Genomic DNA, 17536 nt, shown 5'->3' on the forward strand with positions numbered 1-17536 from the left:
TCTTAACTTAAAGAGGTGTATCCATGTCTTCAAACTACAACAAAGATAATTTAATCAGGCGATTGAAAAGAATAGAAGGTCAAGTTAGGGGCCTTCAAAAAATGTTGGAAGAAGAAAGAAGATGTGCAGATATATTAACACAGTTATCTGCGGTGAAAGGAGCTTTAAATAAAACCGCTGAAGAAATAATGAAAGGTTATACAAAAAGCTGTATATTAGAATATGAAGAAACAGGAAACGAAAAGATGCTAGACGAATTAATACAAGTTTTATCAAAATTTAGAGAAATATGATTGTAGAGAGGAGAAATAATAAAAATTCTTTTATCTTTATAAGCTGGTAGCAGGGTCTAAGGAACTGCAGATCCCTTCCTTAGAAGGGTGGGGAGCGGGGCGAGGGGGCTCTAAAACAAGTTTTAGTCTAAAATAACCATATAAATTTTTTTATCAAGGAGAGACTTAGATGAGTAAAAAAAAGAAAAAATTGCTATCTGTAATAATAATTTTTGGTTTATTTATTACTTCCTGGATCTTTGCAGATACTGTTTCTAACAGTTATCAAAAGGATACTGTAACGCAAATCTATTTAGATAAGTTTGAAGAACCTATTTATTCTACGTTATACTACATAGTCAATTATTATTATGACAAAGACAACGTTGATTACGATAAAATTGTGGATTCCACAATTGAAGGGATGATGAAAGGACTTGAGGATCCTTTTGCCTGGTATCTTGATTCCGTTCAAACAGAAGAAAGTAAAATAGACATAGAAGGTAAATATGGTGGGATAGGGTTAACTATTAGATACGATTACGAAATGGATGCAGTTCTTATCGTTTCACCGATGAATGGAACGCCTGCACAAAGAGCAGGATTAATGGCTAACGATTACATTTTATCAATTGACGGTACCCCCACATCCGAACTTGGCCTTAGTAAATCAGCCTCGCTAATGAGGGGAGAACCTGGCACGGAAGTTACCTTGGAAATATACCGCGACTCTTGGACTGAACCAAAGAATATAACATTAATAAGAGAAACAATAGAAACTAAGACTGTAAAATTCGATACGATAGAATACAAAAATAAAAAGCTTGGTTACATATTACTTACTAATTTCGCCAAATCAAGTGCTGAAGAAATGAGCGAAGCTTTAAATAATCTATCAAATCAAAATACAGATGGATTAATAATTGATTTAAGAAACAACCCGGGTGGACTTTTACAATCAGCTGTTGATATTACTTCCATGTTTTTAAAGAGCGGTGAAATAGTTAGTGTTAAATATTTTGATGACACAAAAGAATCTATTCCCACTATTCCCGGAAATTATTATAGTTTTTTACAAAATATCCCTATTGTTTTGTTAGTTAATGGTGGTTCGGCATCTGCTTCAGAAATCCTAACCGGGGCTCTTAAAGATAATGGCGTAGCAACCGTCATTGGAGAAACAACGTATGGAAAAGCCGCGGTACAAAGCACATTTAGCTTATCCACGGGAGGAGAGATTTGGTTACCTATAGCCCATTATTTCACACCAAGCGGATCAGATATTCATTTAAAAGGGATAAAACCTGATATAGAGGTAAGTAACCCAGAAAGGGAAGTCATCTCTATGACAGAAATATCTGAAGAAGAGGCAACTGAAGCTTTCTATACGACTACAGAAAAACCTGTACTAAATATTGAAGAAGATTTGCAACTGAAAACTGCCTTGGACTTTTTAACTGGAGGTAACTAAGTTGCGTTTTTATGGATGGGTAATATCTATTTTTTTAATATTTTTTTCTTTGTCCACCGGCTTATATTTATCAATGGGACGAATAGAAAGCATCAATTATAATATAGAAAAATCTCCCAAATTTACAGTAAAAAATGTCAATTATGATGTTTCTTTTTTAAATGATCAGTTAAATGATGTGAACAACCTTTCTATTATAACTCGTAATATAATGGATGATGGGGTATTTGTAGGAACTTTAAATTTTGATTTTAGAAACAACAAACTAACTATAAAACCTGTTACTAAAAATGCTTACGATGATTTCAGAAGTTTGATTATATCCACAGGTGTTAGATATAAAGAATCAAGAAACGATTATGAATTATATGGTTTAACTTTGGCCTACTATCAACTTATAACAGACAATTTATACTTAGAATTAACTCCAAAGATATATGTTTTAAACCTTGAAAAATTTGATGAGAACACAATAAACATAATGAAATCCAGGTATAACTTATTCACACAAGAGGATTATAGATCATATTCTTTCAATAGGGATATTTTAAATTCATTGAACGAATATGGTGGAGTTATCGTGGATGAAGATTTACTTAACAATCCTGCAGTGAACCCTTTGTTGGATGTTTTTAGACAGGAAAATATAGATATTGAACAGAATGTTTCAGTTCTTGTCTTCGAAGGATGAAAAAATGCCAAATATTTTTTTAGACTTTTTCAACTCTCTTATAAACCCAAAAAATATTTTCAACGTCACAAAAAAATCCTTTTTTATCCCACTTCTCATAATCCTATTTTACATTTTCTCTCCGGTATTTTTGAGAAATATGCAGTTACTTGAAGTGGGACGTTTTGACGTTTCCAAACTTAAACTTCTTATTTTTATCCTACTTTTTTCTTATTTAAGTTCAGGTATAAGAATGCTTTTCTGTTCTGATTCTAATTTACTATATGCATACATTTCTTCCGTTTCCCCTGTTATATTAGGTTTATTAGGAAAGCCTTTTCTCTATTTCTCTGTTTTATGGGTAATTATCTTAAGATTTTATATAGACTTAAAAAAGAAGAATTATTATTCGGTGATAATAGGTATTGTTTTTGACCTTTTCCTAGTATGGTGGTTATTGTGAGAGAAAAAAAGGACTTCTTTTTAGAACTTGCAAATTTTATCACCCGAAATGCTTATTACATAATAGCGGTAGTTTTAGTGTTTACAATTATCCTTGGCTTTTTTTCTACGAAATTGAAGGTAAACTCAGATTTGTTGAAAATACTACCTCAAGACTCAGAGATTGTTGTTGAACTTCTTGAAGAGCAAGCGTTTCTCGAAGGATCTGATGTTATGGTTGCTGCATTTTTTCTCAACGATAATGCTCAGCCTTCACAAATTGCCGAAACTTTTCACGATTTGATGCAAAATGAACCTACTTTTTTGAGTTTTGTACAAACGGATCTATCATTCCTTTTTTCATACGGCATCATAAACTTAAGCCAAACGGATTTAATATACACAATGTATGAGAATTTACAAAGTTTTGGCAGTTTGTTAAATGGAAATTTCACGTATGATTTTGAATTATTTGAAAAAATGGATAGCTTTTTGGAAGATATTTATGGTTTAGAAAATATTCTCCAAACTGGTGAAAATACCGATTTAATTAGTTCCTACTACACTTTATCACCTGATGGAAAAGTTATGATTATGGGACTCACTTTCAACAAACCTTCCTCTGATTTAGATTATGTAAACTACATTGTTCCAAAAGTGGATTCAATTCTGACAGAGATTGAAAAAACTTTCAATATAAAAACGGGTTTGACTAATTCTTACGTCACGGAATATGAATCTAATCGTACGGTTATGGAAGATTTTAGATTAACCACAACCTTATCCATAATATTCATAACTATTTTATTCGCTTTTGCATTTGGTAATTTTACTTCTTCTATAATAGTACTTTTAGGTTTGATAGTATCTACACTTTTAACGATGGGACTCATTACGTTAACTTTCGGAGAATTGAATATTGTAACTTCTTTTGTCATGGCGATAACTTTAGGCTTGGGAATAGCCTATGGGATTCATGTGATGACTAGATTTTCAAAAGAAATTGAGGATGATGGTAACTTCACTACCGCATTAGCTTCTACTTACAAAGGAATTCTTTTTCCTCTCTTCTTTGGAATGATAACTACTATCATAGTTTTCTTAACGCTTTTTTTCATGGGATTACCAGCTTTTAACGAGTTAGCAATCGTTAGCTCATTGGGCTTGTTGGTTTTTTTCTGTATAATGATTTTTTTTGTCCCAACATTAATTTACGCTTTAAAAGTAAACATAAAAATTTCTCCTTTTACGGCCAAAATAGACAACGCCTTTAAAAAATTCCCTCACTTTATATTAAAAAACTCAAAAATGATTTTTATCATAGTGGTTCCAGCGGTTTCGATCTTCAGCGTTGTGGGTTTAATTAATTACACTAATTTTTCGTATACGCCTCCAGGGTTAATCTCTTCCAATTCAGAATCTGTGAAGGTTGGAGAACAAATTTTAAAACACTTTGGAAATATTTCTTTTGATACATTGCAATATCTAATGAGAGTTGACGAAGATATTGAAACAGTCAAAAAAGAATTATTAGATACGGGGGTTGTGGAATCTGTCAACAGTTTGCCAGACATAATTCAAGAAAATCTTGGAGAATTTTCTAAGATAAAAACGCAACTTGAAGGTTTATCTCAAGTTATTAATAATCCAATAATAATATCCATTTTAAAAAAATATAATTTATATTCTGACAGTCTAAAACTGATAGATGCAGCAGCACGCTCTTCAGACCTTTACCATTTTACTTTGAATATAATGGATATTTTCCCTGAGGATCTCAGGGGTAATTTTTTAATAGAGAAGGATGGCCAAAAATATCTTCTTTTAGAGGTCACTCCCAAATTCAGCCTTTGGAGTAACAACGGAATAAAAATTTTCTTTGATGCCTTGGGGGAAAAGGGAGAAAACATTCTAGGCTTACCAAAAGCAACATATAAAATAATGGAGATGATTAGACAAAGATTTTATATACCATTATTCCTATCTTTCATCTCCATATGGGGTATAACTGCTATTGTTAGAAAAAATGTTGTTCAACCATCAGAAGCTATGTTTAGCCTTATAATTTCTGTATTAGCTACTTTTGGAGTGTCGTATTTAATAGGTATAAGGGCTACTTTCGTAACCGTTCTAACTTTTCCCTTAATCTTTGGTATAGGTATAGATGGATTTCTCCATATATACCATACGTTCAGTAATAACAAAACAAACTTTTGGAATATCTTAAAATCTATAACCTTTTCACTTTCTACGACAACGCTTTCTTTCTTGAGTTTTCAATTTTCTAGAGGAGAACTTTTAAAAGAATTTAGTTTGACGATGTCTATGTCTTTGGGTTTTACCTGGTTGTTTACAGCTGTTATGTTCATTGTAAACAGAGAAATACTAAAAAAATTTTGGAAAAGGAAAAAATAATTAACTTATTTATTTTGGTTTGAACATATCGCTGTTTATCTGCAATGGTACATTCAACCAATAAAAGATACTCAGATCAAATTGAATGTAAGCAAGATAATCAAATTTTTCTTGTCCAAAATCATACTTGATATCTCCTCCTGCCTTTATTCCATCGAATCTATACTTCCCAGATTCAAAAGAGATATATGGTCTCCATAATGTCTTTTCTACCTTACTTCCGGCGTATATAGATTCATTCTCATACCCAATGTAAGGATTTATCTTCGTATCAAGCAGAACAAAAGGTTTATCTAAATTTGCGTTTATACCAGAACTTGAATCATACGTGATTCCTAACCCCACTTCATAAATATCGTAATTGTTAACAGAGTAGGGACCTATTTGGAAAACAGAATCTAAGGCATACTTTTCAAAAGTTGTGTTTTTAAAGGAACCTCCACCTCCCACAAATGTGTTTATCGTATTTCCTAAATACCAAAGATAATTATTAGAAATATAGAAACTTGTCGAAACATCTTCTTCGTCCAAACTCAGAGTAACACTGTTAGTCGTATAATAATCAAAGGCCAAAGATAAATCCCCGTAAATTTCGTTACCATCTGAGTACGCATCTACAAACCCCATGTAGTTCATAGCCTCGCTGATAAAAAATGTACCCGCTCCGTATAAAATATTTTCTTCTGTATCAACGGCTAAAATTGGAAATGGCACTATATAAGGGTTTTCAAATGTATATTCTTTTACTTCAACATCTTCAGGATAATATATTTCATAACTCTCAAACTCAACTTGTGTAAATTCGCCTTGTAAAACAAAACTTTCTTTAACTGCATTTTCTAAATCTAAATAACTCAAATGGTATCCCTCATGATCGTAAACTAAATGGTACAATTTATCGTTTAAAACTACTGGTTCAAAACCACCACTTAAGTAATTTGTCAAACGTTCAACTGTTTTGTTGCTTGTGTTTAATCTATAAATATTGTAAATCCCATCTTCGTAATTAGCAGAATAATATATAAAATCATTATCAATAAATAACCCGAGTTCTTTAACTTCATCATCGGTAATTTGATAAATATTTTCTGATGATAAATCATATGAATAGATATCCGTTTGGTTATTGTAATTAGCGGAAAAATATATTACATCTTCTTTTCCTACAATATCGTTAAAAACATACTTACCAAAATCTATTAACTTTTTTGCTTCGTTAGCCTTTAAATCGTACAAATACAAAGCGGTCAAGCCTTTATCTAGTTTTGAATAAGCTATCTTATCGTTTCCCACAAAACCAAAAGCTTTAACCCTTTCATCTATTAGCCTTTCACCGTTGGGGCAATTACAATCATAATACAACTTATTTGTGTAATATCCCATGTTGTAGGTAGTCACTAAGTACAAAAGATCTCCTCTTGAATTTACATCGAATGAACTTACTCCCTTTTTGACTAACTCGTCATTTCTGTATATACCCTTTGGTTGATCGGGCATAACCAAATATCCATAAAGAGAAACACCATCAGTTCTAAGATTCCCCGTATCTTGATAAGTGTCATCAATTTTTAAATAAGATAATTTGTAACCTTTTTCATTTAATCGATCGTATTCATTAAGATATTCTTGCTTAATATCTATCAAAAATCTGGTCCAACTATCCCTTGTTACCCAATAAAACGCTTCATCTAAATTGCTAAAAACGTTGGTATTTAAGACCCTTATTATCTGTCTCAATGCGCCCTCTCCATAATTATTAACTATTTCTTTCACCAGAATTGCTCCATACATATAGTTAAAACCAGCAGGGCTCCATATATCGACTAAAGAACCCGAACCTAAATAATATCTCGGGAAGTTGTTACTCAGTATCTCAGATCTTAGATACATATTGAAAAGATCATCTTCAAATCTTCCTCCAAACTCTTTACTTTCCATGTAAATAGAGAGACCTTCATGCAAATAGCTTGGCTGATGATACATGTTAAGCGTATTTTTTATCAATTTACTAGGAATCCAATATATAAAAGGATCTCTAACATCATTCCCATAAAAAATATGATTCAACTCATGAGAAAAAACAAATTTACCCCAATCTTCTACGTTTCCCCCTAGTGCCAAAAAATCTTCTGGAGGATTAACGTAAAGCCTTATCACATTTGTGCCTGTGGAAGCAAAAGAGTTTGTAAAATCAACATCGTCTAAAATATAAACCGTGATTTTGCCAGGATTTGAACCGTAAAAATAAGTGTACTTTGTATATAACTCTTCAGCGGTATCGGCGAGTTCTTCGTAAAAATAATAAAGATCTTTCTCAAAAACAAACCTGTAATTCTCTGTTTCTACCTGATAAAGATCTTTAGGTGGTGTATAAACAAAAGAAGAAAAAATCGTTAAAGAAATCGACAGACAAAATATGAATACAAACAATTTTCTAAATCCTTTAATTGTCATCGGAAAATCACTCCTTTGGTTTTTTAATGCTCATCTAATTATAATATAATTTTTTAAAATTTATAAAAAATAGAATATACAAATAAAATGGTCGATGAGGTATTGACAAACTTTCCTTTTTATGATAGACTTATCTTTGGAATAAATGCCGAGATGGCGGAATTGGTAGACGCTGCGGACTTAAAATCCGCTGGGTAGGAATACCCGTGTCGGTTCGAGTCCGACTCTCGGCACCCTTTTAAATTAATTATACTACATTACTTGGTGCGGGGTGGAGCAGTCTGGTAGCTCGTCGGGCTCATAACCCGAAGGTCGTAGGTTCAAATCCTACCCCCGCTACCATTTTTATATGGCGGCGTAGCTCAGTTGGCTAGAGCATACGGTTCATACCCGTAGTGTCAAGAGTTCGAATCTCTTCGCCGCCACCATAAATGAAATTTCTTAAATAAAAAGATGGGGTAATTTAATAGATGCCCCATCTTTTTTTAGCTTTATTTTAATATTTTGACGAATTATTAATCACTCTTTCTAAACCTCAGTATTCTGCTATAAAAATGAGTTACTTTTCCCGTTTCGAAAAAATCTTTAGAGGAATCCTCTATTATAATTCCCCTTTCTTTCAATGCCTTTCCAGATAATTTAATTAGCTCTTTTTCTTCTCCTTGAAGCCCTTCATAAACAGTGTATACAGTATCGTTTTCCAAATCTTTTAGCTTGACATCCACCCTATCGAACAAGCCAAACCTTCTTGGATTCCTTAAATATATCAAAACACCTTCATCTCTGTTTTTACTCAAATATTCCACCGCAAAATACCTATCCTTTGTAACGGAAGAAAGTCTGAATTGATAGCCTTCTTGTACTATCTCTCTTATCTCTTTATACAACTGAACCTGATACCTTGCTAAATCGAAATCTTTTTCAGAGAATTTATTTAAATCCGCACCGATTCCCAAAGATCCCATCATCGATGAATGAAATCTGTACGCTAAAGGATAAGTCTCTTTTCCTCCCCAGTCAGTTACCCACGCCATCATTATTTTTGGTGCGTATGCGTAGGAAAAACCCTCTTGGATCTCTAATCTATCATATGGGTCCGTGTTGTCGCTTGTCCATACTTGATCCGCAAATTGCATTAAGCCTATATCCACTCTTCCCCCACCGCTAGAACAGTTTTCAAAAGTAACGTGTGGATGTTTTTCTCTTAAATATTTCCAAATATCGTATAAGTTCCACACGTATTTAACCCATATTTCTCTTTGTTTTCGTGGTTCCACTTGCATCCATCCTGACTCAAAAACATGCCTGTTCATATCCCATTTGACGAAATCTATATCGTTCCGTGTTAAAAGATTATCCATGAAATCAATGATGAAATTTTTTACATCTTCTCTTGCTAAATTAAGCATCAATTGATTTCGTTGAAGTGATTTTGGCCTATTTGGAAAACTAATCACCCAGTCAGGGTGTTTTCTATACAATTCACTGTCAGGGTTAACCATCTCTGGTTCTACCCATATGCCAAAATCCATCCCTAAGGACTTAACATAGCTTATCAAAGGTTGCAAACCATTTGGAAATTTTTCTTTGTTCACATACCAATCTCCTAACCCAGCATGGTCGTCATTTCTTTCTCCAAACCATCCATCGTCTATAACAAAAAGTTCCACACCAATCTTTGCAGCTTTTTCAGCCAATATTTTTTGATTTTCTTCGTTCACATTAAACGTCGTGGCTTCCCAAGAATTGTACAAAACCTTTCTTAATTTGTGTGCTTTATCTTCTGGCAATACGTAGTCGAGCTGGTAATGATGTATATTCTGGCTCGCCTTTGTAAAACCCTCGTCTGAAAAGCCAAACACAAATTTAGGAGTAGTAATTTTTTCTGAGGGTTCTAGTATATAACTAAAATCCCAGTCATTTATACCTCCAATTATCGCTATTCTTTCGTATATACGTTTTTGTACTACTATTTTCCAATTACCACTCCAGGCTAATTCACCAAAGTATACCTTTCCGTGATCTTCATCAGCAGAGTAATCGATCGCAAAAAAAGGATTCAGATAGGCGCTTGTTTTCCCAACCCTACTCTCCAAAACTTTGTTTCCCTCGTTTATGCCTTCTTTTCTTAAATGAAACTCACTCCCCCACATACCTGCAAGATAATTTAATTTTGCTTTTTCATCATTTTCAACATAAAGCGAGGCAGATTTCATATCTTCTATCTTTATTTCTTCATTAGAATTGTTTTCAATCTCAATCCATCTTTCTATGATATCGTACTTTTCTATGACCTTATAGAAAAGATTTACATCCAAATTATAATGATCATCGCTTAGCTTGATTACTAGATCATTCCCACTCACTTCAAAACTTTTGTAATTCAACACAACATCCCTGACACCATCGTAATATTCAACTTTCAAACAATGCTCGACATTGTTCTTTTCTCCTCTCACTGAAAATTCATCATTCCACGTGTATCTGTCCATTACAATCAAATCTTTAACTTCTGGGTAGTCTTGAAACCTTGGTAACTTTGATCCCCAGTACAAATTTTTAATTTTCCCTTGATCATCTAATCCAAAAACGTAACCCATATTTTCTGTTTCCAAAAACCATCTCTTCGTTTCTTGATCAAAAGTTATAGGCATTTGATTACCCCCTTTTCACATTTAAATAATGAGCCTTTTAAAATCAAAAACTTATCGTAGAACACTCAAAATATTTTTTTGAAAGAAAAAAATAAAAGAACGAAAATACCCAAAGAATAAATAGCCGAAAAAAGATAAACAGCATCAATCCCGTTTAATGTATAAAGAAATCCCATCATCAATGGAGCCACAGTTCCAGATAACTTAAAGAAAACCTCTCTTAAGGAAATCACCGCTCCTCTATTTTTTCTTGAAGTTATTTCAGTAGTCAGAGTGTGCATACTAGGTATATTTATGCCATGCCCCATGCCAAAAATAATAACAGCTACCATCAAACCTACAAAATTTCTAACAACCATCAATAAAAAAAGTGAGATCGCATAAAATACATAAGAAAATGCTAACAACCATTTTACTGTGTATCTATCGCTTAACTTCACCAACTGTGAAGCAGCAAATGCAGCAGTAAAAGACATAAAAAACATTAATAAACCTGTTATCCAAGGGAGAAAACCAAACTTATATTCTGATAAAAAAGGTAGATACGAAGAATATGCACCACTGAACAAAAAGAAGGTAGAAAACCCAGCAATATATATAAAAATAATTCTCAAATCTTTTAAAACTTTAAACAGATCCATAAAATAATCTTTCAAGTTCTCACCATCATTTTGATGAGAATCTTCAAGAAGAAATAAGGTAGCTATTCCTACGGGTACAGCTAAAATGGACAGAAAAAAAGGAAACTGCCAACCAAAAATAGCCAGCACTCCACCAATAAGTGGATAGATAGCTAATCCAATATTTGCAACGGTTTCATTGTAACCTATAACTTTTAATCTTTCTCTTTCTCTAAATAGATCACCCATAAGGGTTACATTCAATGCGCCCAAGGCGGATGCTCCCGCTCCATTTATGGCACGTAATAACAGTAAAATGTTAAAATTTGTTGTTAAACCACTTAACACCCCAGATACAGCGAATAAAAATAGGAGAGGAACCATAAATTTTTTTCTTCCATATCTATCAGCTAAAACACCAAATAATGGAGTTAAAAATATGGCAGGCAAGTTGAAAAAAGTAATTAACAAGCCTACCTGTTGCTCTGTTACATTGAATTCTTCCTTTATCAAAGGAAAAACAGGAGAAATACTCGATACACCCATGACGACCATCAACGTTACACCAAATATAATTAACATGTTATTTTTTTGACTTCGTTTTTTTGCAGAATTCAACTTTTTGCTTCCCCCAATAATTTTTTTCTTATACTTTTAATTTTATCACATTTACGCATTATACAAACTTCAAAAAATCTATTAACCCAGATTTTTTTATTTGTGACAGGCATTTATTAGTTGCTAAGATAAACTATTAAATTATTTTAGTTGGGTAGAAGATAGACAATTAATTTATCTACCGTCCTTCCACACCACCGTACGTACCTCTCGGTATACCATGGCTCAACAGATTGATAATTGAAACCCTTCACATTGTTCCCGTACCTTCAACTAGCGGTTTCCCCTCGCTATCTGATCCACAGCGGGCTTTCACTGCTTAGCTATTGAGCATTCTGGACGAACAAAAGGGAGAGGGGATAACCTCTCCTTTTTCTTGGTTAAAAAATTTGATACCTTTTAATCTTAAAAGATCAATAATTTAAAATTACAAAGCTGCTTTTATCTTTGATACGGCATCGTTGAGTGCTTCTTCTGGTGTTTGTGTCCCGTTTATAATATTGTTAAGAGCATCATCCATAGGTGTCCATACCATTTGCATTGCAGGTATATTGGGCATGGGTTCTCCACCTGCAGCGCTTTCAGTGAAGGCAGCAACTATCTCAGCAGGAACTGGCCCACCTTGTTCCTCAATTATCTGAGAAACATCAACTCTTGACGGCAATCTTGGGTCAGCGATATAGAATTGATATATTCCTTCAGCTGTTGCTAGGTAATTAATAATGAATTCCATAGCGAACGCCTTGTTTTCTGACCTAGAATTGATCATCAATCCTTGTACACCAACAAAAGGCTTCATCGTTTTACCTGGCTCAACCTCTATGATTGTTAGTGGAACTACGCCAAAGTCTATACCTGCATCTAAATATGCTTTTACAGCCCATGGACCGTTTATTACCATAGCTGCCAAACCATCCAGGAACATCGAATCCATAATATTGTAGTTCATACCTTGTGGTACTATACCTTCGTCAAAGAAACTCTTTACAAGATATGCAGCCTTTATAGCCTCTTCATTGTTCAATCCGATGTCGGTTATATCGTAACCAGTTTTAGGATCGTATCCAAAAACATATGCACCGTATGCGCTAAGAAAACCATAAGCATGATACAATTCATTAGCAACAAAGGCAAATCCAACCGTTTCATCCGTGGTAAACTCTTTTGCTAATGCCTTTAGCTCGTCTATACTTGTTGGAACTTCTTCATCGCTTACATAATCACGGTTATAGAATAATGCATTAGCTTCGAGGGCGTAGGGCAATCCATACAACTTGCCTTCATAAGTGAAGGCTTGAATTCCTGATGGAGCAAACTTATCAAGTTCGATAGCAGATTGTGGAATAGGTTCGAGTAAATCATTCATTACTAATTCTCCAACCCAGTCCTGAGCCCCAACTATTATATCTGGACCTTCTCCTGCCTGTGCTGCGGTTAGGAATTTTGACCTTATATCACCGAAAGTAACCATTTGGACATCAACATTTATTCCAGTATCCCTGGTAAACTCCTGACCGATCCTTTTTATGAAATCGACTTGTTTTTCAGAAGACCACACGGTTAACGTTTGTGAAAATAGCGAAAGTACTCCTACCAACATTACAAAAGTTAAAATTAAGCCTTTTTTCATCTTTGTTCCCTCCTCGTATAATATGTTTATTAGACACTTTAAAAACCCTAAAACATGCATTGTAACTAACTTTTAAAACCTTCAATATTATACTTTTACCTCCTCACTATATAATTTATTTGATACCATATCTTTATTATCTCGTAAGGAGGTCATTGCTTTCACCTATTTCTGAAATGGGTAAGCACAGGCTGAATCAAGATTTCATTCTTTTCAAAATCTTAACCCCATAACCTGGAACAGTTATTTTTCTGTCTGAAGTTTCACCTTCCAGAAGGTCGATATATTCCTTTTCATCAAGTTCGACTGTTTTTTCTTCTTGAGTAAAGTTCATCACAAAAATATAATCTTTCTCTCCATCAGTTCTCATTTGAGCTGTAATACCGTATGGTAATTCTGTATCAACAACCTTTTGCAATCCCAGTTCTTCAATCAGTTTCCCATAAAACATATCATTAAACTGCTCTTCATTTCTTGAAGCTATGTAATATGCTCTTCCTTTTGAAAAATCATTGACCGTTAAAGCAGGCCTCCCTTTGTAAAAGTCATCTTTGTAGGTTGCCAAAGATCTTGCTCCTTCTAAATGGATCAAATCACATAGCTCTTTTGCTTCATACTCACCTTTCAAACCCAATTCATTTTCATTATCAAAAGAAACGAGTCTACTCTCACCATCGTAAAGTGCGTCTATCTCCTCAGACCAAATTCCAAGAACCTCTCTCAACGGACCTGGAAATCCGCCTAAGAAACACAAATCTGTCTCGTTGACTATTCCTGACCAGTATGTAGCAACAAAAGTCCCACCGTTTTTCACAAATTCTTTAATTTTTTCACCTATCCCTTGTTTAACCATATAAAGCATTGGGGCTATCAATAACTTGTATTTTGAAAAGTCACAGTCCATATTTATAACGTCAACAGGTACACCATTCTTCCAGAAAGGTTTATAATTTTCTTTAATGGCTTCTTCGTAATGTATGCCTATGTTTCTTGGGCCCTGGGCATCTTTCATCGCCCACCTATTTTCCCAATCAAAAATAATAGCAACTTCTGGATCTACTGTTGTTCCTATTACTTCATCTAATCTTTTTAGTGTTTCACCAACGATTTTGACATCGTTAAAAACTCTGGTATTTTCATGCCCACAATGATCAACAACAGCTCCATGAAATTTTTCACTGCTCCCTCTGCTTTTTCTCCACTGAAAATATTGAACGGTATCTGAACCATGAGCTACCGCTTGAATAGAAGATAATAGATGCATTCCTGGCCTTTTCAATTTACTTACTTCCTGCCAATTAGTTGTACTAGGAGTGCTCTCCATAAGCATGAAAGGTTTTCCGTCTTTTAATGATCTATTCAAATCATGAACCATACTTACTCCACAGGCTAAATCATAATCATCATTACTATGCCACCTCGGGTAATTGTCCCAGGAAATTACATCCACATAATCAACAAATTTCCAGTAATCCAATCCCTCATATATTCCCATAAAGTTGGTTGTCACAGGTAAACTTGGATTTATATTTTTGAGAGGTTCTATCTCATGTTTGAAGAAATCAACGGTTTGGTGAGTTACAAATCTTTTCCAGTCTAAATTTAATCCATGAAGTAAGTCTTCTCCATGAGGCGCGGGAGATTCTATCTGTGACCAATCGGTGTAGGTATGACTCCAAAAAGCCGTCCACCAGGCATCATTCAGATTTTCTAAGGTTTTGTATTTCTCTTTTAACCAATTCCTAAAGGATTCTTGGCAGAGATCGCAGTGACATTCCCCACCGTATTCGTTGGATACATGCCAAGCTATTACTCCCGGATGATTCGAATACCTTTCTGCTAGCTTTGTGTTTATTATGTTGACTTTTTCTCTGTAGATTGGAGATGTATAACAATGATTATGACGCTTACCGTGAAGGTTTCTCACTCTATTTGGTCCTACCCTCAAAACTTCTGGATATTTCTGCGACATCCAGGCAGGCCTAGCACCACTTGGAGTTGCTAAGATTGTATATATTCCATTTTTGTATAGTTTTTCTATAACTTTATCTAACCAACCGAAATTAAACTTCCCTTCTTCAGGTTCCAAAGTACTCCAGGCGAATATGCCTACAGACATAACGTTGCATCCAGCTAGCTTCATAAGCTTGATATCATCTTCTAAGACTTCTGGATATTTTAACCATTGATCAGGGTTATAATCTGCTCCATGTAGAAAATGAGGCACTTTTGCACTTATTGGTTCATACTTTTTAGTCATTATTTTCTCTCCTTTTAATTTAATGATGAAAATCGTATTTTTTTTATTACTATATTCCATTCTTATTTCCAAATATCTCTTAAATAATGTGCAACTATTTTTGGCTGTCTATCTCTTGTAAAAACACCTTTGTGGTTAAGAATGGGTCTTTTTACTTCCTCTTGAGTTTTAAAATCTGCAAAGGCCCATATATGCTCTCCTAAGGTGTAATCCTTTGATTCAATTACTTCTATGTACCTTTTTATTAATTCTTTTTGGTATTCTTCCGAAAACATGATAGGTGGATCATAATGATAACCTGGTATAGCATCAGCTCCAAACTCTGTTAAGAGTATAGGTTTGTTGTACTTCTTATATACATATTCTAAATTTTCATTTAATGCACTTATTGCTTCGTCAAGTCTACCTTGGAAAACATACCAACCAAAATACCTGTTTATACAAATTATGTCAAAATATTTTAAAGATACATCTTCCCTTCCTGGCATATCCATACAACTAACAAAGGTTACTGGTCTCGTTTTGTCTGATTTTTTTGCTGTTTCATACAATTGTTTAAAAAATTCTTCTGATTTTGGATGGGTAGATTCTGGTTCGTTAGCTACACTCCACATTATCACACTTGGATGATTTTTATCCCTATCTATCATTCTTTTTATGTTTTTTACACATAATTTTGTGGTTTCATCGTTGTAATGATACCTTGTTATTCCTACATGCGGTGCTTCATCTATTACCAATATCCCTAGTTGATCGGCTAAATCAAGCCAATCTTCTGTATAAGGGTAATGAGAAGTCCTAAATGAGTTAGCTCCTATCCATTTTAATAGGTTATAATCTTTAACTATCAGGGGATAAAATGTTCCTTGACCTAAAACAGGAAATTCTTCGTGTTTACCAAATCCTTTTAATTTTAATGGTTCGTCGTTTAAGTATAAATTTTTACTGTCCCACCTTATCTTTCTTATTCCAATTTTCATTTTATAACTGTCTAATGTCTGATCTTTTCTTTTAAGATTGATTTCAACGTCGTATAAATAAGGATTTTCCAAATTCCAAAACTTCGCATTTTCCAATTCTACTTTTACATCCGCTTTACCATTTTCTATGTCTTTTTGATGCTTTTCTCCAGCTATTACTACTTCAATAGTTCCATTATTGTTTGCATTTGTTAGTATTTCAAAATTAATTATCCCTCTTTTTTCTTTTGGAGAAGAAAGAGAAGTGTCAACCATGATATCTGTTATCTTTTCTTTGTTGGTTATCTCTATCGTTACAGGTCTGATTATTCCTCCATAGTTTAAGAAATCAAAGTTCGTACTGGGCCTTCTATCGGCAGTACCAACCAGCAAATCTTCTTGAGGTGTATTTCCCGCAGGAAAAGAGTCTGTTCTGAGTTCATTTTCCACAAGTACTTCTAAGATATTTTCTTCTTCAAACTTAACCTTATCAGTTATATCTATTTCAAATGGTAGGTATCCAACTTCATTTTCTCCTACCTTTTCACCATTTAGATAAATTTCACTTCTTGTATTAACCGCCTCAAAATAAAGCCTTATAGCTTTCTCTTCAAAATCTTTTGAAAGGTGAAAAGTTTTTTTGTATCTCATTTTCCCCTCTTCATATAGGAAATCTTGATATTGTTCGTTCCAACTTCCCGGAACAGCAATTGGTCTAATATCTTCCTCCTCTGTGCTTTTATCCTTTTTTATTTCCCATATCCCACTTAAACTTATAAGTGCTCTTTTTTTATTCTCTTGCGCCCTTAACATTTTAAAAACTCCTTTTTATTTATCTTCCTTATTCTCATACAACCAACAACGAACCATACGATTTTCTGTTTGTATTTCTGGTGGCATATTATCTTTACACTTTTCCATAACAAACGGGCATCTACCTGCAAACTTACATCCTTTTCTCATGTACTCTTCTGTTTCCAACTCTTTTATACTTATCCGTTCTGTCCATTTCTTTTTCGGATCTGGTTCAGGTATCGATTCTTTCAGCATTTGTGTGTATGGGTGTTTCGGG

The 17536-nt window shown here is 34.0% G+C and carries 11 protein-coding genes and 3 tRNA genes; 7 read left to right on the plus strand and 7 right to left on the minus strand.

The genetic code is table 11. From position 1 onward, the window contains the following. Positions 1 to 23 precede the first annotated feature (23 nt). The 4 genes from X927_RS01895 to X927_RS01915 all read left to right on the plus strand — a co-directional run bounded on the left by X927_RS01895 (position 24) and on the right by X927_RS01915 (position 5269). Positions 24 to 293, plus strand: coding sequence for a metal-sensitive transcriptional regulator (locus X927_RS01895; RefSeq protein ID WP_103076422.1), 270 nt, complete (start codon positions 24 to 26; stop codon positions 291 to 293). A 169-nt stretch (positions 294 to 462) separates the two neighbouring features. Next, on the plus strand, positions 463 to 1743 hold the full coding sequence (locus X927_RS01900) for a S41 family peptidase (protein WP_103076423.1): 1281 nt from the start codon (positions 463 to 465) through the stop codon (positions 1741 to 1743). Position 1744: 1 nt separating this feature from the next. Then, on the plus strand, positions 1745 to 2434 hold the full coding sequence (locus tag X927_RS01905; protein ID WP_103076424.1) for a hypothetical protein: 690 nt from the start codon (positions 1745 to 1747) through the stop codon (positions 2432 to 2434). 438 nt (positions 2435 to 2872) lie between these two features. Continuing rightward, entirely contained in the window at positions 2873 to 5269 is a 2397-nt protein-coding gene (locus tag X927_RS01915) for an efflux RND transporter permease subunit (RefSeq protein WP_169925092.1), read from the plus strand. A 9-nt stretch (positions 5270 to 5278) separates the two neighbouring features. Here X927_RS01915 and X927_RS01920 read toward each other — a convergent pair whose 3' ends face one another. Continuing rightward, the gene (locus X927_RS01920) at positions 5279 to 7723 is read right to left on the minus strand and encodes a TolB family protein (protein WP_103076427.1); all 2445 of its coding nucleotides are present in this window, start codon (positions 7721 to 7723) and stop codon (positions 5279 to 5281) included. 147 nt (positions 7724 to 7870) lie between these two features. On the opposite strand from X927_RS01920, the gene X927_RS01925 reads away from it, so the two are divergent. From X927_RS01925 to X927_RS01935, 3 genes are all read left to right on the plus strand, one after another. Beyond that, a tRNA-Leu gene (locus X927_RS01925) sits at positions 7871 to 7956 on the plus strand. A 32-nt stretch (positions 7957 to 7988) separates the two neighbouring features. Next, a tRNA-Met gene (locus tag X927_RS01930) sits at positions 7989 to 8065 on the plus strand. A gap of 9 nt (positions 8066 to 8074) precedes the next feature. Further along, positions 8075 to 8151 (plus strand) — tRNA-Met (locus X927_RS01935). An 87-nt stretch (positions 8152 to 8238) separates the two neighbouring features. Here the strand turns inward: X927_RS01935 and X927_RS01940 are convergent. From X927_RS01940 to X927_RS01965, 6 genes are all read right to left on the minus strand, one after another. Beyond that, positions 8239 to 10377 carry an alpha-galactosidase gene (locus X927_RS01940; protein ID WP_103076428.1) on the minus strand — a complete coding sequence of 713 codons (2139 nt, stop codon included), beginning with the start codon at positions 10375 to 10377 and terminating at the stop codon, positions 8239 to 8241. A 65-nt stretch (positions 10378 to 10442) separates the two neighbouring features. Continuing rightward, complete coding sequence (locus X927_RS01945) at positions 10443 to 11615, minus strand: MFS transporter (protein ID WP_103076429.1); 1173 nt, start codon at positions 11613 to 11615, stop codon at positions 10443 to 10445. Positions 11616 to 12042: 427 nt separating this feature from the next. Further along, positions 12043 to 13245 (minus strand): sugar ABC transporter substrate-binding protein, encoded by a 1203-nt coding sequence (locus tag X927_RS01950; protein ID WP_103076430.1) that lies wholly within the window; start codon positions 13243 to 13245, stop codon positions 12043 to 12045. Between the two features lie 196 nt (positions 13246 to 13441). Next, complete coding sequence (locus X927_RS01955; protein WP_103076435.1) at positions 13442 to 15505, minus strand: beta-galactosidase; 2064 nt, start codon at positions 15503 to 15505, stop codon at positions 13442 to 13444. Between the two features lie 62 nt (positions 15506 to 15567). Continuing rightward, positions 15568 to 17277: a beta-glucuronidase gene (gene uidA / locus X927_RS01960; protein WP_103076431.1), complete on the minus strand. Its 1710-nt coding sequence runs from the start codon at positions 17275 to 17277 to the stop codon at positions 15568 to 15570. A gap of 15 nt (positions 17278 to 17292) precedes the next feature. Next, the coding region (locus X927_RS01965; RefSeq protein ID WP_342750009.1) for an oligopeptide/dipeptide ABC transporter ATP-binding protein at positions 17293 to 17536 on the minus strand (244 nt) is incomplete at its 5' end.

The organism is Petrotoga mexicana DSM 14811 (assembly GCF_002895565.1).
In the GTDB taxonomy this organism is placed as follows: Bacteria; Thermotogota; Thermotogae; order Petrotogales; family Petrotogaceae; genus Petrotoga; species Petrotoga mexicana.